23 protein-coding genes and 2 pseudogenes are annotated in these 23,482 nt (G+C 40.8%); 5 read left to right on the top strand and 20 right to left on the bottom strand.

From position 1 onward, the window contains the following. Positions 1–323: 323 nt before the first annotated feature. Positions 324–626, top strand: coding sequence for a DUF1330 domain-containing protein (locus IHV80_RS12795; protein WP_192889291.1), 303 nt, complete (start codon positions 324–326; stop codon positions 624–626). 268 nt (positions 627–894) lie between these two features. Here IHV80_RS12795 and IHV80_RS12800 read toward each other — a convergent pair whose 3' ends face one another. Next, positions 895–1,821 carry a LysR family transcriptional regulator gene (locus IHV80_RS12800; RefSeq protein ID WP_192889292.1) on the bottom strand — a complete coding sequence of 309 codons (927 nt, stop codon included), beginning with the start codon at positions 1,819–1,821 and terminating at the stop codon, positions 895–897. Between the two features lie 100 nt (positions 1,822–1,921). Here IHV80_RS12800 and chrA point away from each other — a divergent pair, with 100 nt between their 5' ends. Beyond that, complete coding sequence (chrA, locus tag IHV80_RS12805) at positions 1,922–3,064, top strand: chromate efflux transporter (protein ID WP_192889293.1); 1,143 nt, start codon at positions 1,922–1,924, stop codon at positions 3,062–3,064. 41 nt (positions 3,065–3,105) lie between these two features. On the opposite strand, the gene IHV80_RS12810 is transcribed toward chrA, so the two are convergent. From IHV80_RS12810 to IHV80_RS12890, 17 genes and pseudogenes are all read right to left on the bottom strand, one after another. Continuing rightward, positions 3,106–3,825: a class I SAM-dependent methyltransferase gene (locus tag IHV80_RS12810; RefSeq protein WP_192889294.1), complete on the bottom strand. Its 720-nt coding sequence runs from the start codon at positions 3,823–3,825 to the stop codon at positions 3,106–3,108. A 9-nt stretch (positions 3,826–3,834) separates the two neighbouring features. Next, positions 3,835–4,764, bottom strand: a complete 930-nt coding sequence (locus IHV80_RS12815) for a glycosyltransferase family 2 protein (protein ID WP_192889295.1) — start codon at positions 4,762–4,764, stop codon at positions 3,835–3,837. After that, the gene (locus IHV80_RS12820; protein ID WP_192890771.1) at positions 4,761–6,524 is read right to left on the bottom strand and encodes a hypothetical protein; all 1,764 of its coding nucleotides are present in this window, start codon (positions 6,522–6,524) and stop codon (positions 4,761–4,763) included. Before IHV80_RS12820 ends, IHV80_RS12815 begins: the two co-directional genes overlap by 4 nt. Before the next feature lie 34 nt (positions 6,525–6,558). Continuing rightward, a pseudogene (locus IHV80_RS12825) lies at positions 6,559–7,562 on the bottom strand (tetratricopeptide repeat protein). After that, on the bottom strand, positions 7,559–8,530 hold the full coding sequence (locus IHV80_RS12830; protein ID WP_192889296.1) for a type II secretion system F family protein: 972 nt from the start codon (positions 8,528–8,530) through the stop codon (positions 7,559–7,561). Before IHV80_RS12830 ends, IHV80_RS12825 begins: the two are co-directional and overlap by 4 nt. Before the next feature lie 3 nt (positions 8,531–8,533). Next, positions 8,534–9,499 carry a type II secretion system F family protein gene (locus IHV80_RS12835; protein WP_192889297.1) on the bottom strand — a complete coding sequence of 322 codons (966 nt, stop codon included), beginning with the start codon at positions 9,497–9,499 and terminating at the stop codon, positions 8,534–8,536. Between the two features lie 9 nt (positions 9,500–9,508). After that, the gene (locus tag IHV80_RS12840; RefSeq protein WP_192889298.1) at positions 9,509–10,960 is read right to left on the bottom strand and encodes a CpaF family protein; all 1,452 of its coding nucleotides are present in this window, start codon (positions 10,958–10,960) and stop codon (positions 9,509–9,511) included. 33 nt (positions 10,961–10,993) lie between these two features. Continuing rightward, on the bottom strand, positions 10,994–12,208 hold the full coding sequence (locus tag IHV80_RS12845) for an AAA family ATPase (RefSeq protein ID WP_192889299.1): 1,215 nt from the start codon (positions 12,206–12,208) through the stop codon (positions 10,994–10,996). Between the two features lie 24 nt (positions 12,209–12,232). After that, the gene (locus IHV80_RS12850; protein WP_192889300.1) at positions 12,233–12,724 is read right to left on the bottom strand and encodes a TadE/TadG family type IV pilus assembly protein; all 492 of its coding nucleotides are present in this window, start codon (positions 12,722–12,724) and stop codon (positions 12,233–12,235) included. Further along, complete coding sequence (locus IHV80_RS12855; RefSeq protein WP_192889301.1) at positions 12,724–13,152, bottom strand: TadE/TadG family type IV pilus assembly protein; 429 nt, start codon at positions 13,150–13,152, stop codon at positions 12,724–12,726. The genes IHV80_RS12850 and IHV80_RS12855 overlap by 1 nt, the downstream gene beginning before the upstream one ends. 2 nt (positions 13,153–13,154) lie before the next feature. Continuing rightward, a complete protein-coding gene (locus IHV80_RS12860; protein ID WP_192889302.1) occupies positions 13,155–14,426 on the bottom strand; it encodes a Tad domain-containing protein in 1,272 nt (423 codons plus the stop codon). Positions 14,427–14,442: 16 nt separating this feature from the next. Further along, on the bottom strand, positions 14,443–14,712 hold the full coding sequence (locus tag IHV80_RS12865; protein ID WP_192889303.1) for a hypothetical protein: 270 nt from the start codon (positions 14,710–14,712) through the stop codon (positions 14,443–14,445). Beyond that, complete coding sequence (locus tag IHV80_RS12870; RefSeq protein ID WP_192889304.1) at positions 14,702–16,156, bottom strand: type II and III secretion system protein family protein; 1,455 nt, start codon at positions 16,154–16,156, stop codon at positions 14,702–14,704. The genes IHV80_RS12865 and IHV80_RS12870 overlap by 11 nt, the downstream gene beginning before the upstream one ends. 8 nt (positions 16,157–16,164) lie before the next feature. Further along, complete coding sequence (gene cpaB / locus IHV80_RS12875) at positions 16,165–16,914, bottom strand: Flp pilus assembly protein CpaB (protein ID WP_192889305.1); 750 nt, start codon at positions 16,912–16,914, stop codon at positions 16,165–16,167. Continuing rightward, positions 16,907–18,256, bottom strand: coding sequence for a P-loop NTPase family protein (locus tag IHV80_RS12880; protein ID WP_192889306.1), 1,350 nt, complete (start codon positions 18,254–18,256; stop codon positions 16,907–16,909). Before IHV80_RS12880 ends, cpaB begins: the two co-directional genes overlap by 8 nt. Positions 18,257–18,291: 35 nt before the next feature. Continuing rightward, positions 18,292–18,822, bottom strand: coding sequence for an A24 family peptidase (locus IHV80_RS12885; RefSeq protein WP_192889307.1), 531 nt, complete (start codon positions 18,820–18,822; stop codon positions 18,292–18,294). Positions 18,823–18,996: 174 nt separating this feature from the next. Then, positions 18,997–19,170, bottom strand: a complete 174-nt coding sequence (locus IHV80_RS12890; RefSeq protein ID WP_192889308.1) for a Flp family type IVb pilin — start codon at positions 19,168–19,170, stop codon at positions 18,997–18,999. 194 nt (positions 19,171–19,364) lie between these two features. Between IHV80_RS12890 and IHV80_RS12895 the strand changes: the two are divergent. Both IHV80_RS12895 and IHV80_RS12900 read left to right on the top strand, forming a co-directional pair. Beyond that, positions 19,365–20,107, top strand: a pseudogene (locus tag IHV80_RS12895) (helix-turn-helix domain-containing protein). Between the two features lie 83 nt (positions 20,108–20,190). Beyond that, a complete protein-coding gene (locus IHV80_RS12900) occupies positions 20,191–21,879 on the top strand; it encodes an AMP-binding protein (RefSeq protein ID WP_076668192.1) in 1,689 nt (562 codons plus the stop codon). Between the two features lie 47 nt (positions 21,880–21,926). Here the strand turns inward: IHV80_RS12900 and IHV80_RS12905 are convergent, their stop codons facing one another. Then, positions 21,927–22,118: a hypothetical protein gene (locus tag IHV80_RS12905; RefSeq protein WP_192889309.1), complete on the bottom strand. Its 192-nt coding sequence runs from the start codon at positions 22,116–22,118 to the stop codon at positions 21,927–21,929. Between the two features lie 99 nt (positions 22,119–22,217). Here IHV80_RS12905 and IHV80_RS12910 point away from each other — a divergent pair, with 99 nt between their 5' ends. Next, positions 22,218–23,123, top strand: coding sequence for a LysR substrate-binding domain-containing protein (locus IHV80_RS12910; protein WP_192889310.1), 906 nt, complete (start codon positions 22,218–22,220; stop codon positions 23,121–23,123). A 56-nt stretch (positions 23,124–23,179) separates the two neighbouring features. Here the strand turns inward: IHV80_RS12910 and IHV80_RS12915 are convergent, their stop codons facing one another. After that, positions 23,180–23,386, bottom strand: a complete 207-nt coding sequence (locus tag IHV80_RS12915; protein WP_065103021.1) for a DUF1127 domain-containing protein — start codon at positions 23,384–23,386, stop codon at positions 23,180–23,182. Positions 23,387–23,482: the final 96 nt, after the last annotated feature.

Genomic DNA, 23,482 nt, shown 5'->3' on the forward strand with positions numbered 1-23,482 from the left:
TCTGCGTTAAAACTCATGTTAAAGCGATGCCCAGAAAGCCCTCTGGGCACAACCTATAGAACACTTACAGCCATTCAAAGTTACAACCGAGAACAGACCGTCACAAGTAACCTCACGTTATGAGACTCATTGTCATTACTTATTGTAGCCACCTCAACTTGACGTCATTTCCACGTAACTAGGCTCGCTCTTCATTAGTTATAAATTCATCAAAAGCAAACTACTATTACCTTACTCGTTAGCTATATCGTTAACAGTCAAATGCCATGCACTAGCTGCTACTAATAGCACAGTGCCATTGGCATGATAAGGAGAACAAGATTATGTCTTACTACTCAGTATTAGAAGTTACGCCTACAACTGACGCATGGGTCGCTGATTACATCGAACCAGCAACAAGGCTCGTCATACAATATGGTGGTAAATATCTAGCGCGCACTGCTAGTCACGAATGTGTAGAAGGTAACGCGGAGCAACCAGCACTACGAGTCATCATTGAGTGGCCATCAAAACAAGCCGCCGTTGATTTTATGAATGACACAGAATATACCCCGCACTTACAAGCTCGAACGCAAGGCTCGATAAGCCATCATGCGTTAATTGAAGGTAAAGACGACCTCACTTAATTAAAGTCGGGGGAATCAAAGCGGACTTAGAACGAAAGAAAAGCGCTAGGGGGAGCTAGCGCTTTAAGACCAACTAAGTCCGTTTAGCGTGGTAGTTTTTTAAGCTATATCATAAGGATATAACCAATTTTTTTACTTAGGTAAATCAAAAAGCCTATTCTTTACGACTGCTTTGAGTCGTAAATTAAGTATAGTCATGATCTGTTAATTCACCTGTTTTTTTTAGGGATAATTTGAACCAGCTTGGCTATAAGTTACCGTGAATAAATTACTCACCAATCACAGACGAAATTGCTTTAGCAATCAATTTTCTAAGCAAATTATTTTTATCATCTAAGTGTTTTGCTTTGCGATAGACAAGCTGTATATCAAAATCTGGTACATCAATTGGTGGTTTCACCGCCAACAAAGTTTCCTCAGCACCCATATCATTGCGCGCCACTAGCCTAGGAACAATGCATAGCAATTCTCTTCCACGAATTAATCGCTTTACTGTTAAAAAATTACTTGAAGATATAGCGACTTTTCGACTGAAACCTAGCTCAGCCAATCGAATATCAACCCCCGTTTTTAGAGCCCCCGCAGGAGAAACAAGTGCATGTTCTACCGACACAAACTGATCTAAAGACATAGGTTCCTTAATGGATAGAACAGACGGATCGAACAAGCAGACATGTTGCTCTGTATACAAATGCTTTGTTCGATAAGGCTTTGGTACCTCACCAAAACTACCGATCGCGATATCGAGCTTGGCGTCTTCAAACACTTGTTGATAGTTGCTTCGATTGACATTGAATAACGTCACTTGAGAATAAGGCGAAGATTGCTTAATGAGATCAAACAACATTGGAGCGAACATCTGCTCTGCATAATCGGTAAGTCCGATCTTCCAAGTGCCTTTATAGGTTGCTACATCAAACGATTTAGACAACAGTACTTCTGACTGAATTGTATTGAGTAAGGCATCGACGGTGCTTGATAATTCAATGGCTCGATCGGTCGCTGCCATCTTGCTACCGACACGCTCAAACAACGGGTCATCAAACAGCTTTCTCAGTCTTTGTAAGCTATGACTCATCGCTGATTGGCTAACATAACAACGCTCAGCCGCCTTACTAACGCTGTTTGTTTTATATAGAGCTTGCAGTGCAATCAATAAGTTAAGGTCAATTCCTTTCCAGTTAAAATCAGCCACAAAACAATCCCATATAATTCATAGTTATAATTAAAACAATTAATTTGAATCATAGTTCAACTCCACCTAAATTACGCTAAACATTTATCTGGAATCGATCATGCTTTCAATTTTTAAAACCTTTTTCTGGCTTGGCTGGATTAGCTTTGGTGGACCAGCGGCACATATTGGCTACTTCCGTAAAACCTTTGTTGAGAAACTGAATTGGTTATCCGACGAAGAGTACGGGCAAATTGTCGCCCTCAGTCAATTTCTACCGGGTCCAGGCTCAAGTCAGGTTGGCTTCGCGGTTGGTTATAAAAAAGGTGGCTTAACCGGTGCTATTGCCGCATTTGTAGGCTTCACCTCCCCTTCTGTCATTCTGATGCTGATATTGGCCTTAGTGAGCAACCAGTTGTTAGAAGCGCCGCTTTTCATTTCAATCATCCACGGGCTTAAGTTACTCGCGGTCGTAGTTGTAGCTGATGCCACTTTCGGCATGTACAAAAATTTTTGCCAATCAAAGATAGCAACAGCACTGTGTGTGATAACCGCGATTGTTCTACTTTTGATTCCGGGGATATGGCCTCAAGTCTTAGTACTTCTATTTGCAGCAATCATTGGCAGCAAGTTCTTAACCTCGCAAGACTTAAAAACAACGCCTTCAACACATAAGATATCCATAACACCGCTTGTGATTTTTATAGCACTACTAGTTGGTTTACCTCTGTTCAGTGCATACTCCCAAGGCATCGAAGTGTTTGGTTTATTCTACCAAGCAGGCAGCTTGGTATTCGGTGGCGGTCACGTGGTTCTTCCGTTGCTACAGAATGGTATTGGCGACCAACTGTCTCAAGATACCTTCCTAACAGGCTATGCTGCTGCGCAAGCGGTTCCTGGCCCGATGTTTACTTTAGCGACTTACCTCGGTTATGTATTAATGCCGTCGTCGCCGATTACAGGTGCGCTTTTAGCAACGATTGCGGTGTTCTTACCGGGCTTCTTGTTGCTACTAGCTGTATTGAAGAACTGGCAGGCAATTGCGAGTAAGCCTCTAGTTTCTGGTGCGCTTACAGGTGTGAATGCAGCTGTTGTAGGTCTACTGCTGGCAGCTCTGTATCAACCCATCTTCACAAGTGCAGTGAGTAGCGGCTTAGACTTCGCTCTGATCATTGTGGGTGTTTGGCTATTGAAAACCGTGAAGATGCCGATTGTAGGTTTAGTGGGGATCTTCATGTTATTTGGTGCTACTACTGGCCTGTAACATTAAACAGGAAGTAGGAAGCTAACTGTTAGCTTCCTGCTCTATTGCCTAGAAACAATTTTAATTCCATGAAAATTGAAGAATAAGTTGCAGTCGATAAGGGGTGCAAAGCTCAACGGCCAAAACGAGTTTTGATTGTCCGGAAGGTAATAGTTTAAAAAGGCAATTAGGTTATTACATGGATTAACATGTTCCCTCGCCATTATGTAATCGTAATTCCACCCCTTTTTTAAACCGTGTTTTCTTGTCGTCATATAACGACCGACCTTCCACGCGACTCCAGGATCGGTAGGAATCAAAATAGATAACGTTCCCCCAGGTTTTAGCACTCGTAGCCACTCTTTGATCACCAAATGAGGCTCGTATAGGTGCTCCAATATATGAGTTGCGATCACACGATCAAAACTGTTGCTTTCAAAATCTAACTCACAAGCATTAGTTACGTTAAAAGTGAGTTTGTCATAAGTATTGATATGGCTGAGTTGCTTATCTGCTACTTCCAGTGCTGATGCATCACCATCACTAACAATGTATTCATCGAAGGTGTGTTTAACATGTAATAAGTGCTCACCAGTTCCAGAACCTACCTCTAATACTTTGGAGAAATGTTTATCTTCACCGAATGGCTTTTCACACGCAATATGGCCTGCCCTCATCACATACCCCGTGGTATTGCTCTCATAAACTCGCTCGTCGTATTCATCACTAAAACGAGATAAATAATCGAGCCACTCCTTATCTTCATCCTTGCTTATTCTCATACCAGAACCCTATTCCAATGGTTTGTTATCATTACATCTTAATATAGAAAGAATTCGCATCTCTCGCCGACCTCGTGACACGTTGTCTAGTATCAATCCACAGAAAAAAGACATAACCGCAATCAATGCAATCGAGCTAGACAAAACAGCTGTAGGTAGCCTTTCGACTAATCCTGTGTCAACGAAATCAACAATAACGGGAATGCCTAAGCTCAATGAAATAAGACCAAGCAATATCGAGAGCACGCCAAAGAAAAACATTGGTTTCACATCTCTCAATAAGAATAAGATAAAGTTGAGGATCTTGAGACCATCACTCAAGGTGTTCAGTTTACTGGAAGTCCCTTCAGGTCTAGATTGGTACTGAGTCGAGACTTCTTTAATTGACATATTATGGTGTAACGCATGCACGGTGAGTTCTGTTTCTATTTGGAAGCCATCGCTGAAGATAGGTGCAGTTTTGACAAATCGATGGCTCATAATTCGATAACCAGAAAATACATCATTCAATTGTGCATTAAATGCTAAGTTAATCAGTGATGAAAACATCTTGTTACCAAGGATATGTCCTTTAGGATACGCACCAGAAGAGCGATCTCGACTTCCAATAATCATATCAAGATTTTCTGTCTTTAATTGCTTGATCAACACTGGACATACTGACGCATCGTAAGTGTCATCACCATCAGCCATCACATAGATATCAGCGTCGATATCAGAGAACATCCGCCTCACGACCTCCCCTTTACCTTGGCGAGGCTCATGTCGCACAATCGCCCCAGCTTGTAACGCCTCGTTGACCGTATTGTCGGTTGAGTTATTGTCATACACATAAATAGACGCATCAGGTAAAGCTTTTTGAAAGGAAGCAACCGTTTTTCCAATGGCGCCCGCTTCGTTGTAGCATGGGAGTAATACTGCAATTTGTATTTTATTCATGAACCACTCCTTACTCTAAAAACTCGGTAACCACTCTCAATGTCATCGTGTACTATCTCTAACCAAGCAGGAGTATCTGTACTATATAGTTTTTTTATGAACGCCTCCTCTCCAGCAGAGTTTTTTAAAATAAGCAAATGAGGATCATTACCAACAACAATAATATCTATACTTTTATCTATAATTTTCCTTTCGACCAACCTAAGATCTTCTTCTAACATCACCTCAATAAGGAAGCTGTTACCAGTAATATTTCGGTGATAAGGTGCTGCGATAATACTGTTATTCGTTTTTGCTAATACTGGTGCACCAGTTTCTATTCCAGATAGAATTGTATGCGAACCAATACCATTATCTTTTAGTACCTTAAAGAGATTCGGTGATTTTTCATCATCACCAAAAGTGGTATTAATCTCATCTGTTGGCGATAAAGCAAGAATGACAAACGCTACCGCTAATGGAGCTCCAGAAAAAATAACAATTACTTTTAAAATTGAAGAGCGTATGTAGTCTGCGAGTTGTAGAACAACATATGCTTGGAAAGGAGCAGCTAAAACAAAACACAACCTCATCACCCTGATCTGCCAAAAAACTGCAAGGACCAAATTAAACATAAAGATGCAATACAAGATTGTACAGTGGTCGTTTTTGTTCTTAAAAAGTGGGTACAAAGTGGCAGGAATAACAAGTAAAGCATAATTTTCTATAGAGAAAAAACCATTACTAGATACGTATCTAGCGATAGATTTAGCTTCTGTAACTTGGTCAAGCCAATACAGCTTAAGTATCGGTGGGTAATCGATTAAGAGTGCACTGGTGAGTGATGGGTAAAGAACAACAACCGGAAGTAAAAACAATAGGCCAAGAGAACAGAATAACAAGGTTCTTTGAATTAAGTTTTTATCATCATTAAATAATCGATTATAAACATTAACAAATAGCCAACCACAAAAGAAAAGGATGATGAGAATAAATGATATTTCATCGTATTTAAAAATAAAAAACTCATCATAAGGTCGATTCAATAAAATCGCACAAATGCCAAAAATAGTGGAACTCGCGTATAACTTGGAAATATAGCCAAACCACTCATGGCGAAAAAAACCATAATACAAAGTATAAAGAACAAGGAAAATCATGAATAGCAATACGTTATCTAACCCAGTCCACAAAGATAAAGACAAGATGATAGATTGAGCATAAACACGCCATGAATGATTCAGGTGGCTAAGAGTAATCGGTGTTACGGCTAAAAACAGAGTCGCGAAGATAAGCTGAACATTATGATGATCAATAGAACCGGGTAAGAAGTGGATAATTGAAGGAGAAGAAATTGCAAACATCATGCTGATAAAACGATACTTACCCCCTAAAAAATGTTCACATAGGTAAAAGCATGACAACGCAAAAAACAATAAATAAAACAGTGGGACAATAGATATTGAAATCGTATACGCAATACTATCATCAAGCATAAATAATAGTGGAAAAGCAACTAACGATAGCATTAGGTCTGGGAAACGAGACCAATGAATGATAATACCATCAGCGGCATTAAAGTTACTCATAGGTTCAAGATACCAATGACCACTTTTCATCCACTCCTGAAACTGAACAAAACGCATATAATCGTCATTATCATTCAGTTCGAGTACTGAAACACTTTCCCACTTGTAAACAAAAATCACCGTGGCACAAACTAGCCAAATTACACAAATAACAATGATATCTTTATTAAAACTCTCACTTTTAGGCAATATGAATATCCTTTTCACTGAGCCAAAAATATAAATACTACTGTTCTATCTCTCTCACTTCCGCTAGTGCTCTATTTAAGTTTTCATTTGCTACCTTGTAATAAGACGCTTTCTTGTCGATAGCTTGCTGAAGATAAGGAACCGCTTCATCAGGCTTTCCTTGTAATATTAGGAAATAACCGACATTATTCAACGCTTCCGGGCCTCCATATGCCTCATGAAGACACTGGTTGCCTTTTTAATATCACCAGAAGCTAAATAAATAAGCGCCAGATTATTCTGAGCTTTTTCATTGTTCGGTTCTAACTCTAAAGCTGAACGCGTATATTGATACGCTTCCTTGTAATTACCGTACATATAGTGAGAATAGCCCATATTCAACAAAGCTTTTACCGAACTTTTGTCTATCATAAGTGATTTCTTAAAATACTCTTGTGCTATCTGATGTTTTCCATCGACATCTTCTAGCACACCAACCCCCATATAAGCCAATGCTGGTGATATACTATCGACCTTTAAACTGGCTACTTCACTTTGACTCAATGCTTGGTAGTTTTTAATCGTTTCACTGTTTTTTAAGCGAAGTTGGTCTGAATTAATCGCTTTAAAGAAATAGCTTCGTCCTTCATCTGTGCGGCGTTGCTTGGTATACAAAACACCTAACTGCTCCAATACTTTGGTATGCGCGGGATTAAAATCTAGTGCTGCTAGATAGGCTTTCTCGGCTAACGCATAGTTACCTCGAGATAAGTGTATTTGACCAATAGTAAACAGAGTTTTATCGTGAAATTCTTTTTCAGGGAAAGACAAAGAACGTATATATTCATACAATGCCAAATCTATATTATTGTCTCGCAGAGCAATATCACCACGCATTATGGCTTCTTTCTCATTAAGAGGCGGATTATCACTACTCAAAGTATCGATTGGTTTTCCTGAATACAATTCTGCGTCAAATTGATTGGTTGGTTCATCAGAAGAAGCACAACCTAGTAGTAACATTGGTAATAGTAGGAGAAGAAACTTACTATAGAAAATCATAAACTTGCTCCCGGCGCACTTAGTGCGTCCATTACGATCAATAATCCAGGGCCAAGTGCAACAATAAAAAAACAAGGCCAGATAAATATCAACATGGGGAATAACATTTTGGTTGGTATTTTCGCCGCAATTTCTTCAGCAGCTTGCTGGCGCTTATCTCGAAAGTCTTCAGTATAATCACGAAGTGTTTGCGCTAAACTTCCCCCCATTCTCGATGCATGGGAAAGTAAAGAAACCAAACCTTCCAACTCAACTAAACCGGTTCGTTCAATAAGCTGCCTAAGCGCATCTGGCATGGTTACACCCGCTTGAATTTTAGCAAACACCGTCTCTAGTTCATCTGCGAGCTCCGGTTGAGATACATAGAGTTCAGATGCGATACGTCCAAGAGCCGCATTAAAACCAAGCCCAGATTCAGTACACACGACGAGAAGATCAAGTGCATCAGGAACACCGTTTCTGATTTTTTTCTGACGCTCTTTTTGCAATTTACTCAGAATAATATTGGGCGTGAAAGTTCCAAGAAAAACACAGGTCATAATAAGTAAGTTATTGTAACTGCCACCTAATGAGATGTAATAAACCATAAAAGCGGCGATGATACCTATCAAGCTAGACAAAACCTTCAACGCATAGAAAACCGATAATGCATTCTTCTCATGAAAGCCCGCATGCATGAGCTTTTCGGAATAGGTTTCATTGTCCTTTTTATTACCTTTACTAATAAAAGGACTTAATGACTCCAGCGTATTAGAGAAGTCATAGGGCTTACGCCCCCCTGAACTATCACCTTCAGATATCTGTCTAAGCTTCTTGTCCAAAGGAGAACGAGCCCCCAAAAACAAGAATCCAAGAGTCAATGTTAACAAGACAGTAGTAAGCAAAATCATCGCATAAATAACCATCTGAGAGCTGATCCCAAACTCTGCTAACATCTGCTTCCAAACTTCAATATTTAGTAATTCCATGGGTTAAATCTCTATGCTGATGATCTTTTTAATCCACAAGGCTCCGATAGCCAAGAGAACAATACCGACGCTCACCATCGAGAGACCGCGAGGATCTTTATAGAGTGGCTCGATATACTCGGGACTAGCGACCCTTAAGGCGAAGAACAGACCAAATGGGGATAACGTTAAGATCCATGCGGATAAACGACTTTCAGCAGAGAGCGTTTTGATTTTTCTTTCCAGTTTAAAACGCGCTCTAAGTACTTCCGATACCTTTTGCAGGTTCTCTGATAAATTACCCCCAGTCTCTTTCTGCAACATCACAGCACTAGAAAAAGCCAACATAGAAACGGTTGGTACTCGTTCTGCCATCTGTAAAATCGCTAAACGTAGATCATAGCCATAATTAAGTAAGTTATAGGTGTTTTTAAACTCAGCGCCGATGGGGTCAGGGAGCTCTTCGCCAACTTCATTGAATGATTGAACTAGGGGCTGCCCAGCTTGTAATGCTCGTCGGATGATATCCAAAGCCTCAGGGAGCTGCTCTTCGAATCGAGCCATTCTATAGGTCACTCGATTTTGTACATAGAGATAGGAGATAACCCAAACAAAAATGAATGCAGCTACGCTAATAAACCACTCTTGGTTAGTCATTATTGATATAAATGAGAGCAATGTACTACAAAGAAAAACAATGAATAAGAAACGACTCAACGCCACTCTGATACCGGCTAACTCCAACATCTTTTTTAAACCAGCAAAATAAGGGATGACTACAAGCTTACGATCTATTGGTGATAAGTCTTTGTTATAATGTTCTTTTAATAAAGATAAACTCTCTTCATCGATATTACGTTGTGTCTCTTTCAAACGTCGAGACAACTCTTTATGCTTTGCTTTTTTACCAGCAGCAGGCAACAACAATGCTTGGGAAATAAACAGTACTGCGATAAACAATAAGGCCAATGAAACGCTTACATTATCCATATTCCCTCCTTAACCGTGAGTCTCAGTAAAGAGCTCAAAGGGTAGTTCAAGACCTCGTTTGACTAACTGGTCATGATATTGAGGAACTACTCCTGTGGCAGTGAAATAGCCGATAATATTGCCATCTTCATCAATACCTTTACGTTGAAAACGGAAAATTTCCGACATAGTAATCACCTCACCCTCCATGCCGTTGATCTCTTGAATACTGACCATGCGGCGCTTACCATCCTCTTGTCGCTCCATTTGAACAACAATATGGATAGCCGAAGCAATTTGAGCACGTAAGTTTTTGGTTGATATGTTCCACCCAGCCATAGAGAACATATTTTCGACACGACTTAGGGCATCACGAGGCGTATTTGCGTGAATAGTCGCAAGAGAACCATCGTGACCGGTATTCATTGCAGCTAACATATCAACGGCTTCGCTACCACGCACCTCCCCAACCACGATTCGGTCTGGTCGCATACGCAAGGTATTTTTAACCAATTCGCGCTGGCTGATTTCTCCCTTCCCTTCTAGGTTAGCAGGGCGAGTTTCTAAGCGAATGACATGAGGTTGTTGAAGTTGTAATTCGGCCGAGTCTTCTATGGTAATGATTCGTTGGTCTCGTGGAATGAAACCCGAAAAGATATTCAGTGTCGTGGTTTTACCTGACCCGGTCCCTCCAGAAATAAGAATATTCAGTTCGCCCTTAACCGCAGCTTCAACAAACTTGGCCATTTGGGGAGATACAGAGTTGTAGTCGATCAAATTATCCATCGTCAAGCGATCTACAGCAAAACGACGAATGGAAACGGAAGGCCCATCAAGAGCCAGAGGAGGGATAATAGCGTTCACACGTGAACCATCAACTAAGCGCGCATCTACCATAGGTGATGCTTCATCTATTCGACGTCCTACTTGGCTTACTATGCGATCGATAATGTTTCTCAGATGACGGTCATCAAGAAAAGTATATGGCGTTTTTTCGAGCTTACCTCTTCGCTCAACGTAAACACTTTTAGGGCCGTTGACTAATATATCTGAGACCGTTTGGTCTGCTAATAAAGGCTCCAACGGACCAAGGCCAAAAACCTCATCTTCTATCTGTTTGATTACCCGTTTACGCCCTTCCGCACTGAGTGCATGGCTACCATCTTCAGCCATTAACTGTACGATTGCTTCGTGTAAATCTAACTTAGCACGCTCTTTCTCCAAGCTCGAAAGCAATCCTAAATCCAGAGTTTCAAGAAGCTGCTTATGAAAAAAGTGTTTGATTGATAACTCTTGTTCCAAAACCTTTCGAGCTTCATCTATCGCCTTTTCCTTTTCAACGTTCGCTTCTGCATTCTTAGAGTGACTAGACTTCTCAACACTTGATAAACGTTCAGCATGATTAGCATCTTCTGAATCATGCGAAATCTGTTCTACTTTTTTTTCAAACTCTGGATTTACATTTTTTCGTTTAAAGAACATCACAATCCCTCGTGTTTACTTTTCGTCAACCCATTATGAAAACAGCTTTTTCAGCCACCCTTTCTCTTCTTGCTCTGGAGGCGAAATAACATGGGATAAGTCGATGATAGAGCGAGTAATAGAGCTTTTCTTTCTCGACTGAACTAACGGCTGCCCCAAGTTGGCACTTTCTAGCGCAACTTTAAAATCATTCGGCATTAGGTGTATGTCATGCTTACCCACCGCCTGCTCAATATCTTTTAGCTTAATCGAATGTCGCTTTTCATAACGGTTAACAATTACCTCTATTGAGTCACTTTGTAAGCCATACTCGAATTTCAGAGACTTAATTAATCGACTTGTGTTTTTGACGGACACTAAGCTCTGTTGTGAAACCAAAAGCACTTTAGTCGCTGGTGATATTGCAGATGCAAACACATGATCTAACCCTCTAGAGAGATCAATGATCACGTAAGGGTAAAAACGACGTAATATAGGAAGCAATCTGCCAATTTTCTGCGCTTGTTCAAAATCATCAGCATTATTCTCATGTTTAAAGCTTAGAACATGTAAACCAGATTCGTGTTTATTTACTAAAGATCCCAGAGATATTTCATCTAAGTCATTGGAGCTATTGATCGCATCAGAAACACTATAGGTAGGTACGATATTCAAGTAGTCTGGAATCACTCCAAATTGAAGATCGATATCAAGTAAAAGAACTTCGTTGGGATGTTGTCCGGCCATCTCGATGGCAGTATTTAACGCCAAAGTCGTTGCCCCCATCCCTCCTTTAGTATTCAAAAACAAAATAAACTCACCATAGTTCGAGTTTTCAAGTTTTTCGGAAGCCGTTTTCTTTAAAAGAGGAAGCAAATCTGAGAGGGTGACATTGTGAGACAAGAAGTCTGAGGCCCCTAAGCGAAGCGCGATTTTCAGTGACCCGTTATCACTTTCATCACCGAGTACAACTAAAGACAAATCCTTATCCTCTAATGATAAGTCATACCCCTGGAGCTCAACCATTTTTTGAGCCCAATTCTCATTGGCTTCTACAAAAATAAGCTCTGGCACATCTACGTTTTTTAGGTACTCCTCACTCATTGCCGCGAGAGAAAATGGCGTTACATGCACATTTCGACATTTCTTTAGCTCATGATTCATATGCGAAAGAAAACCGTCTGAACTGTAAATTAACCAGACCTTTAGGTTTGTTCTCAAACGCGTAATATCATTTTCATTAGGCGTTATTTTAATTGCTTCCCCCATACCACTACTCCTGTATTCCATAACTTATGGACATCGATTCCTTGTTTCAGAGTCAGCCCTAACAACACCTAAACTCTCTGCTGGTAAAATAGTTTCAAACGAGGGGGCGGTGAGGTACCCACCAGTACCAAAAAAGCTCAAATCACCGATTAACTGGACCCCGTATCCAGTGGCTCTAGCCCTTACAAATTTAATGGTACTAAATACAGGGTCAGTCTCGTAACCAGACGTAATTTCATTACCGTCAATATCCAAATAAGCGACTTCTAAATTCGTATTTGTAAACCCAATCAGAGGGATATCTCCCACGACCATTCCCGCGATATTATCTCTATCTGCCACGTAACACACCGTTGCTAACCTAGCTGCTTTTCTAGTGGCTTCGCTTACCATCTGCAGAGAAAAAATATAGGCTCCCAATGCCAAAATTATAAAAATCAAAAGAAAAACCAGCCATGACACTAGCGTAAACTCGATGATCGCAAGCCCTTTATTTCGTCCACTAAGCCTTTTCATCACAGTACCCTCATAACCGAAGTAACACTCAACGGAATGGACAAACTCTCCGATGAAAAGGGAATAGACAAGAAACGTGGGATATAGTCATACGTCACACTAACTCGTACATAAGTGTCACCAGAGGGGGGAGTTACTGTTACATCCGAAGTAGTCAACGAAGACAATACTGCTGTCCCTATCGTGTTCTGACCATAGACCACTACATTTTGAATTTCAGAGGTCGGCGCAATAGTTCCGCCGATAGTTCCATACACCTCACTAACCGCGTAGCGAGCACCATTTTGCACAGACTTCGAGATAACATTGTAGTGAACTAGAATATTGCCAAATTCCAAAACTAGTATCAGAAAAAACAATAATACAGGGGTTGCGATTACCACCTCTACGGCTGCAAAACCACTTTGAGATTTATTGAATAATTTCATGGCTATGACTCCCCACTATCAGGGTCCTTATACAATACGATTTTGTACGTCCCCTCTGTAGTCGACTGAGTACTACCAGAACCACTAACGACACTACAAGAATGTATAAACTCACCAAAAACCGCTGGTGTTCCTGAGTTATTTGTCGGAGCCTTTTGCAACAAGAAAAAACAGCCAATTTTATTTACTGTGAAGTCAGTGGCGCCGCCACTTTTACCGGAACAATCCACCATAGGTATAGGTAAAATACGACGCCAAGCAACACCGTTAGCAGCACAACCAGTGCCACCATTATTAGCTATGCACGTATTCGTATCGGACTCATATTGAGCATAGCTGTAGGTTCCGTCAAAATCGATAACTCCCGTACTAGCATCAATCGTAATTTCATCGGTCGGCTCTGTAGTCACATAATCTGAAGGGTAATCGGATGCCGATAAACCACCACCATAATCACCAAAACGAGTGTTCAACCCATCGCCTGTCGGGCCCACAGTGCCTCCAGGTTTGGTTGTGATATCGTCACCAATTGCTACAGGATAACTGTAGCTACCACCTAATCCTTCTTTGACTGTTTTACCACCGGAACCAAAATCCAACAGGTGGTAATTACCATTTCCCATTTCAGATAGTTTGTTATCCCCTACCTTAAGAGCATGCACGGTGCCGACCTCATAACCAAAAACATTGGTTATTGGTTCACCGGTAACATCATGATATCCATCTTCTGGGTCTATATCGTTATCCGAGGTACCGTCACCAATACAAACCCCAATAGGTACTACATTATTGACGACCTCTTGACCGGAACTAGGCCCGGCAACTGCACTCGCCGAAACACTTTTCTCTAATCCAAACATTTGAATGAAAAATTCATCCATATCCAATGAATCCACACGAACACGGACATAAACATCATCATCTACACCAAAAGTTGCCGTGCCTGTAAAATCCTGTGGATCATTCGAATAATCAATACTTATAGATGCTGTGGAAAAATCAAATTCATGATTTCCTGTAGATCCGGCCATAGCATTTAATGCTGTGCCTATTTCCGCATCCACGGCATCTTTATCTTTACTGTTGTCCAGAATAGTGGCAGCAGCCAACGCAGCTGAATCGACCGCGTTTTGTAGGCGTGTCTTATTCACAACCATATGGTTTATATCGACAGCTAGCGCTGAGACAGCTAAAAAAACCAGCAAGGCAGCGGTAATCATTATCACTACTAAGCCTTTCTGTTTTTTTGGACTTTGTGATACTCGATACAACATGTGAGTACCTCCAGATTTAATTAAACTCTTCTAAGATCTGGCTACTACTTTCAGAGAGATCATTTTCACCTCTGCCTACATATCTGTCGTAACCAATCTGCATCCGCTCCCCTGTACCATCTGGCACTTCGAGTAAATTCTCTTGGGTCGCATTAGGGTTATACGTTTGTTCTGTTTTAACTAATGCTACCGAATGCCCTAAACGGGCATCATTCGCACAGCCAACTAACACCATCACGAGAAAGACCATCATTATTCTAATCATATCTATCTCCTTATAAATCATGCCCAAATGAGCCTTCGCTACCACCATCTGTCGGTGGTATATCCTGTGAAGCTTGAGATTGTTCTGAATCCGATTCTGACGGTTCAGCTATGTAAGCACTTCGACCTAATAAGTAATATTCCAAGTCATTAGGATCAACAAAGGCATCGGTTGGCAGAGTCACTTTACTTCGGTCAACAGGTTTAGCGAGTCGAGGAGTAACAAGAATAACAAGCTCAGTTTCTCCAGATACATACTCTTGGCTATTAAAGAGTTGCCCTAAGATAGGGACATCGCCAATACCCGGCATTTTATTACTGATATCCCTAACATTCTCACTAAGTAAACCCGCAATACCAATAGTCTGCCCATCGGCTAACTCAAGCGTCGACGATGCACTTCGTCTAGTAATTGGAGGGATAAAATAAGTGGCATTTGTGGTTCCTGGATCAATCGTTAACGAGCTGCTATTGGCAATTTCACTGACATCAACAGCCAAGTTTAGATTGATCTTTTTATCACTGAGCACTGTTGGAATGAACTTCAACCCCACACCATATTCTTTATATTCAATCGTAATACCGTCTTCGTCAGGCACAGGGATTGGAAATTCACCACCGGCTAAAAACTCGGCCTTTGAACCACTAAGCGCGGTTAAGTTAGGCTCGGCTAAAACCTTAGCCACACCATTTTGTTTGGCTACATCCAAGGCAAAAGTAAACAAGGTATTGCTGTCAATAAACGATCCTAAAATGCCGTAATCAGTAGAGGTTGGAATATTAAAGATTGGAGTTGCTCCTAACACGCCAGCAGGAACGGATGAAGCACCCCAAGAAAAGTTAGAGCCACTTGTTTGGAAGAAATGAAAATTCGCATCAAACTTTCTTACCAAGCTTCTCTGAACCTCTGCAACCGTCACCTCTAACATGACTTGTTGAGCGCCACCAATAGACATTAGGTTAATAACACCTGTCGCCGCAGCTTGTTCACTGCCACTTTCTTTTGATTCGTCAGCAGCCTGCCCCGATGAATAAGTTTCCGCGATTCGCATCGCCACATTCATTTGTTGTTGGTTACTGACCTGACCACTCAGCAACAAACGATTCTGGGCACTGTGCACCTCGATAGTTTCATCAGGAAGGAACTCATATAATTTAGCTTTGAGGCTATTAAGATCATGAGTAACCTCAATATTAATAGACTCAATCAACTGACCTCGAGAGTCCCAAGCCATTAGGTTTGTCGCACCTAATTTTTTACCAATTAAAAACAGTTCATTTGATTTTAAAATTACAATATCTAAGACTTCAGGATCACCAAGAGAAACCTTCGCCGCTTTTCCCGACAGCACGACATGCGTAGATTTATGATGTGGAACCGTGACTGTTTTTCCTGTCTGCAATGCCGCAACACTGGCCGTCGAAAAACAAATCAGGCTCAAAACACACGCAATTAATATTTTCATATTTCACCTCAATCCTTGACGCGCACATTAGATGTTTCTGTACCTTTGATAATGGTGACACTTGGTCTAGGCACATATCGACGAACCACTTTTTTCTCAACTTCGTGTGGGTTTCTCAAGGTCAGTTGAATACTGCCTTTACTTTTAGCAGTGAGAAGTTTCTCTGCCTCTTTCGGCGTCATCTCAAGTGTTACCGCTCGTACGATAATCGGACTGTTTTCTTTCGTTTTAGCCGTTTGATCGACAGCCAAAACCTTAATATCTTTAAGAACCGTTTGAGTCGCTGCAGAATTTTTTCCGTAAGAAACAGTATTGAGAATATCAACCTTATTACCCGGTAATAAGAAACCGGCCACACCAATAACATCATCAACACGTATAGTTACCGCACGTTTATTTTCAGGGATCAGTGCTGCAAGCGTTGACCCTTCTCCTGGTACAGTAAATCGTAACTTGTGAAGCACCTCTCCGGAATAAATAGTATTGGCGACTACTTTTCCGATAAGCTCCGCTTTATCCGAATAGTTATTTTCATTAATCCAATCAACTTCCATCAACCTGGTAGTTAAGAACTGCTCCTCGATAATGGTTCCGGCTTCAATTTCTTGTGACGCCACAACAACGGGATGGCGTTCGATCGTTTCAACTTCAACGGTTGGCTGAACTTGATCATCCATCCACTGCTTAGCAAAAAATACAGCCGCTAAGCCGAATACTACGGACAGTAAAAACAGTAGGAAAACTTGACTCTTATTCATTATTCTCTTCCTCGTGTCCATCAGAGGTAAAATAGACTTCCCATGCCATGGAAAGGATATCGAATGTGATAACAGGTGGGAGTTGCTCAAACAAAAGAATGTCTTTGCTTATACCAACGAGATCTTTCGGTAAACATGGGAAAAGTGGCACCTTAAGAAGTGTGTGCATTTGAGACAAACGCTCAAAGAATCCGTCTTGAAGCTCTACTCCTTTATCAGCAACGACGCTCATCCATAAAGCTTCATAATCTCGCTGGTTAAGTGGCTTGAATTCAATCTTGTAACCTAAACGACGCAAAAAGGCAGGGTCGCTTATTTTCTTGGGGTTTAGATTGGTAGAAAAGGCTAGCGTTAGAACAAACGGCATCGTTATCTGCTGACCATTAGGCAGCGACAAATAATCGAATGAGTACTCCATAGGTACAATCCAACGGTTAAGAAGCGCATCTACCGGCATGGGCTGACGACCGAGGTCATCAATAATAAAAATCCCATTGTTTGCCATCATTTGAACTGGTGCTAACCAGACTCGACTATTCTCTGAATGATTGACTTCAAGCATATCCATTGTCAGTTCTCCCCCAACTTGGATATTTGGCCTTTCACAATTAAGCCAACGCTTGTCGTATTGATCTTTGAGGGAGACTCTTTGATCGCTGCCGTTACTATCCAGCGGTTTATGATGTTGTGCAGAAAACACCTTAATGATGTTGCCCAACGCATAAACGGCATAAGGAATGAAAACCGACGTATGCAGCGCATTGACAATGCGCGACGCTACAAATGTTTTACCAGTCCCCGCATGCCCATACAGCAACAAGGCTCGTCCGGAATTGATTGCTGGCCCCAATACCGAAATCATTTTGTCGACACCATATACATCATTCAGTGCTGCTTCGACATGTGGCCGAGTTACTAACTCTGCTCTTAGATCTTGCTGCTTTACCACATCACTATATTGGGTAAGTGAAACGGGGGCGGGACCTAAATAAGCATCACGTTTAAAGGCAAGATCAGCATCTTCAAGTCCTTTCTCAGAAAGTGAGTAACGGACATGACTATGAGAAACTGATGAGAGAGAAAGATCTGAGGTAGGTTGAAATACCTCTATTAATGACTTTTTCCTCAAAACGGCCAAAGCACTTTCTACAATATGTGTAACAACACATAAATAATTAGAGAGTTCTAAAACATCCGATTTAGGGTAAGCAGACAAGTGCTTGAGTACGAGGTTTTCAATAACAACTTCAGGAACACCCAACATATCAAGAGATGTAGGAACGATTGGGGCTGAGATTTGAGGCTTCAAATTTGTTGGAGCAGTACGCCCTATAATATCCATATTATTCCTCTCCACAAAGCGAACCAACAAAAGATTTAAGTAAAATAGCTATACATCGCTAATCCTATGACAACAGAGGGGGCAAAAGGCATCGTCACCTTATTTGAATATCTAGTATGCAAACTAACACTTTTATCTAATACTGGAGCTACGCCACCGAGCACAATTAGCTTATTTTCAAAATAGCCTTTGATACTAAGACTGCTCGAGTTGGAAAAGTTATATAGAAGATAGAAAGTTCCTATCACCCCAGAAGAAACTAAGATAAAGTAAGAAGCATCAAGTAATTGTCCCCACCCAAGATACATTCCTACAATACCTAAAAGCTTCACGTCTCCTGCAGACATAGCTCTTAACAAATATAAGAGCAATCCAAAGCAAAAAAACGCCACGAATCCAACTATGGACATTAGAAAAACATCAAAAGTATAATTGCCGTTAAACATTGATAAGATGTACACAAACAAAAAAAGAATCAATATTTTATTCGGTATACGATGTTTCTCAACATCGTATACCGAAACTGCAATTAGTAATGCCCAAAAAACTGACGGCTCATTTATCATATATTCAATTCATACACTCGATATAATGCTCTGGAATTTACTTAATAAAGCTGATGCCATCCCAGAAAAAACTAATCCAACAAAAAGAACAAGCGAGGCTGCACCAATCACATACTCGACCGTAGTTAACCCTGATTGCCGTCTCAGTCGGTTGTTATTCATGATTTCAAACCACTAACCAACATTGGCCACAATAGCATTCAATTTATTTGCAAGAGTATTGCCCAAGCCAGAAAATACGGTTGTTAAGCCCAATACCAACAATGCTGCACCGATTACGTATTCGATAACGGTCAGCCCCTCTTCATCCTTTATAAATTCTTTACAATTATTCAAAAACTTATCCATGATAACCTCTCCTTGATTTACGTATCAGGCTTTGTTTACCTGTAAACTAAATCTAGAGGTGAGAGATATATTAGGTTAGGATTTTTTTGCCATTTACTTGCACTTTTTTGTGGTACTTCTAATCTAATTACTATGCATCATGATTTGTCTATGTTTAAACACACAATTGAATATTAAATAGAATTGGAATTTATATGAAAGTAGTAACACCTTTATTATCAGACAAAGAAAGTAAATTTAACGATGTTATTATCAGCAAAGTAAGACACTACTTTCCTATTGAAAAATTTGGACAAGATATATCTATAATCAGTAATTTAGATGTAAGGTTAGTTTTTTTATATTGAATAGACCGGATAGATTTCAACTACTTACAATGGCTTTATCTATTTGCGAGAATCTAAATAAAAGAATAGTCATTATTTGCTCAGACCCGTTACCTAATATCGTTCGAAATCATAAGAATATATTTTTCATTATCGAAACAAACAGAAGTCATCTGACCAGTAAGTTAGAAGAGCTTAAGAGTAAAACACAACATATCTTCGAACCTCACTTCGATATCGACAGAGACACAAACAACAACAACCAGCTTCCGGTGAAAATCTTCACATCTGAAGTCGTGAACTTTGTTATGGACAACATCAACAAAGAAATCAGAGAAACAGAGATCGCAGAAAAATGCCACTGTTCAACGACCTACTTTTCTAAGAAGTTTCATCTACACTTTGGGGTAAGCTTTAGAGACTTTGTGTGCGATAAACGAATCCTGTTAGCTAAAAAGTTAATCGAAGCCGATACCGAATCAAAAATCGCTGTTATTTCTTACCAATGTGGATACAAGGATGTGTCGTATTTTTCAAGAATCTTTAAGAAAAGGACCGGAGTAACATCCGCAAGTTACAGACGTGCCTGCACGGATAACAGAAAACGCTAATTTTACTCCCTAAAAGAAAAAATCATGGTACATTTAACATGATTTTAACAAAAATAACTTAGCGAAAAACATGGAGTTAGACAATGATTCAGCCTAACGAGTTTAGCCAAGAAAAAGCAACAGCTCTCCCTACACCCAATGACATGATTTTAAAATGGGCAGAAGAACGCCCAGATGAAGTCTATTTAAAACAAATCATTAACCGCCAATTTGTTGAATTCACTTATAAAGAAGTGGCCGACAAAGCACTAAAACTGGCGTCAGCATTAGAAGGACTCGGAGCCCAACCTGGCGATCGAGTCGCTCTCGTTTCAAAAAACTGTGCAGAGTGGTTTATCTGTGATCTTGCCATGATGTTAGGAGATTTTGTCAGCGTCCCAATCTTTCCAACAGCGGGGGCAGACACCATTCAATACTGTATTGAACACAGTGAAAGTAAGATCGTAATTGCAGGTAAGCTTGATGATCCTGCGGCGACACAAAAAGTACTCGATGATAATCCAAGCTTAGTCAGCATCTCGTTACCCTACGATACCGCGGCGAAGTGCCAACACACTTTTGAGCAGCTTATAGAGACACATGAACCATCCACTAAACGACCTCAGCATCACGATGATAAGCTGATGTCGCTTGTGTATACATCGGGTACATCTGGGTTACCTAAAGGCGCAATGCTCACGTATGGTGCCTTTACATGGTCAGTTCAAAGGTTAATCGATCACATTGGTATCCAACCTGGTGATCGCCTGTTTTCTTATCTTCCGCTTGCCCATATAACCGAACGAGTGTACATCTTTGGTTCTTCCGTAATGGGTGGGGTGGTCACTGCTTTCCCTGAATCTTTAGACACGTTTATTGACGATGTGAAAATGCATCGTCCAACTTTGTTTATTTCAGTTCCTCGTTTATGGACCCTGTTCCAACAACGAATCCAGGATAAGCTGCCACAGAAAAAACTGAACTTCTTACTGAAAATTCCGTTTGTGAATAACATTATTAAGAAGAAACTGGCTGATGGTCTGGGTTTAGACCAAGCTCGCGTTCTTGGCTGTGGTTCAGCACCAGTATCACCGGCTTTACTCGCATGGTATGAAAGCGTTGGTTTACACATCACCGAGGCGTGGGGAATGACAGAGTCTTTCGCCTACAGCACGCTCAACTATCCATTTAGAGCAGACAAAATTGGTAGTGTTGGTAATGCTGGTCCGGGTATCGAACTCAAAATAGCTGAAGACGAAGAGATTTTGGTTCGAGGTAAAGGGCTATTCTCTGGTTACTACAAAAATGATATTGCAACTCAAGAGTCTTTTGATTCAGAAGGTTGGCTACATACGGGGGATATTGGTGATATTGACAGCGAAGGCTATTTAACGATTCGTGGACGTAAGAAAGATACCTTTAAAACAGCTAAAGGTAAGTTTGTTGCTCCCGTTCCAATCGAAAACAAACTCTTTGAATACAGCCGCGTAGAAATGATGTGTTTGATAGGCTTAGGCTTACCAGGCCCTATCCTGCTTGTTGTACCCCATGACTTCCCTAACTTTGATCGAGCTCGTTATGAGAAAACGACCAAGCGTGTTATTGAGAAGATGAATGAACAACTCGCCTCACACGAGAAGATCAAAGGCGTATTAATGATTAAGGAACCGTGGAGTATTGAGAATGGCGTGTTAACACCAACGCTTAAGATCAAACGACATATCCTTGAGCAGAAATATCACGAAGTCGGTCATAATTGGCCGAAAGATAAATTGGTGGTTTGGGAAGAGTAATCAAAATCGAGAAGGAGCCAGTACGGCTCCTTTTTTGTAAGCTCAAATTATAAGTACTTAGTATAATCACTTGCATCACTGTTTTCATATTCTAACCCTATGTCTTCTTTCACTCGACGGCTCAGCTGTTCTGAACATAAAACCTGATTGTTTTTCGCCTTAATCTTACTTCCTTTTATCTTCTTATTTTTAAATAACTTAGCACCATAAAATCTCGTCCAACTGATTAATTCTTCCATAATTGCTCTCTTGTATTTGCCATCGTTCTATCGTTATTATGAAAACAACCGGTTCGATAAGCGAACAACCATTCCTAACAAGAACTATAAGAAGAAGTTATGGACAATAGACTACGCCACCTTTCCGGGCTTCGTTACTTCGAAGTCGCAGCTCGCTTGAGTAGCTACAGTAAAGCTGCTGAAGAACTGTTTGTTAGCCAAGCTGCTGTCAGCCAAAAGATCCGTCAGTTAGAGGAACAATTGGAGTGCAAGCTGTTCCTCAGGAAAGGGCGTGAAATGGCATTGACTCAAGAGGGGCGAACTCTCTTCTTACATGTCTCGGGCGGATTCAAAGAGATCGTCGTAGGATTGAACAAGATTCAGTCTGAACCTCTGCAAGGCGTTATCGTTGTTCGAAGCCCTCCCTCTTTTGCATCGCGTTGGTTGCTGCCGAGGCTTTGGAAATTCTCAGTCAAACACCCTGAGATTCCAATCAAGATCCTCACAGGGTGTGACACACCAAACCTAAAGCATGGCGAGATTGATGTCGCGATTCGACAAGGGGAAGAGCTATGTGTTGAAGAAGGCTTGACTCTTGAGATGCTAATCAACGAACCGGTCTACCCTTTTTGTTCCCCCGAACTCGCAAACTCTTTAGAATTTACGTATCCAGAACAACTCCTCAAATGTTGGCTGATTCAGTTTGATAGCGGTTGTTTCCCGTGGGAGGAATGGTTTAGACAAGCAAATATATCGACCCAAAGCAGCACCATTCAATGGATGGAAGTAGGTACCTTTGATATGGGGTTAACGACAGTGATGGCGGGCCATGGAGTTTGCCTAGCAACGGATAGCTTAGCCGGAGACTTTATAGAACGCGGCCTACTTGTTAAACCGTTTAATATTGGGATGACACCTGGCGTTCAAGTTAACTTATGTTTTGATCCTAGCTCACCGAGAAAAGAGCGTATTGCTGCGTTTACTGAATGGCTACATGAAGAAGTTTCTGATATCTCAAAGATCTAGCGTTGGTTTTGGTGTAACTCTTCCTAAGAAGAAAGAGTTACGTCTGATCATCTGAATCACTCCCAAAATGATTTTCTCACCTCTTCATTAGCCTGACCTCTGGTAATACCAACATCTTCAAGTAAATGATCCGATAGTTCAGCTAGGTGCTTTCTCGTTCTACGGTTCTGAAGATAAAGTCTAAATTTAGAATAGAATTTCTTAACTGATAATGATGAAAAGAATGCTTGATGACTATTTGTTCCCGCAGTTATCGTATTCATAACCTTTCTCCTATTGATTTACTGCTTTGTTATGGTCAATAATCGACCAACAATGTACTTCCGACAAACGATAGATACTGGCATTCAGCTAAGGAA

Source organism: Vibrio bathopelagicus (assembly GCF_014879975.1).
Lineage (GTDB): Bacteria > Pseudomonadota > Gammaproteobacteria > Enterobacterales > Vibrionaceae > Vibrio > Vibrio bathopelagicus.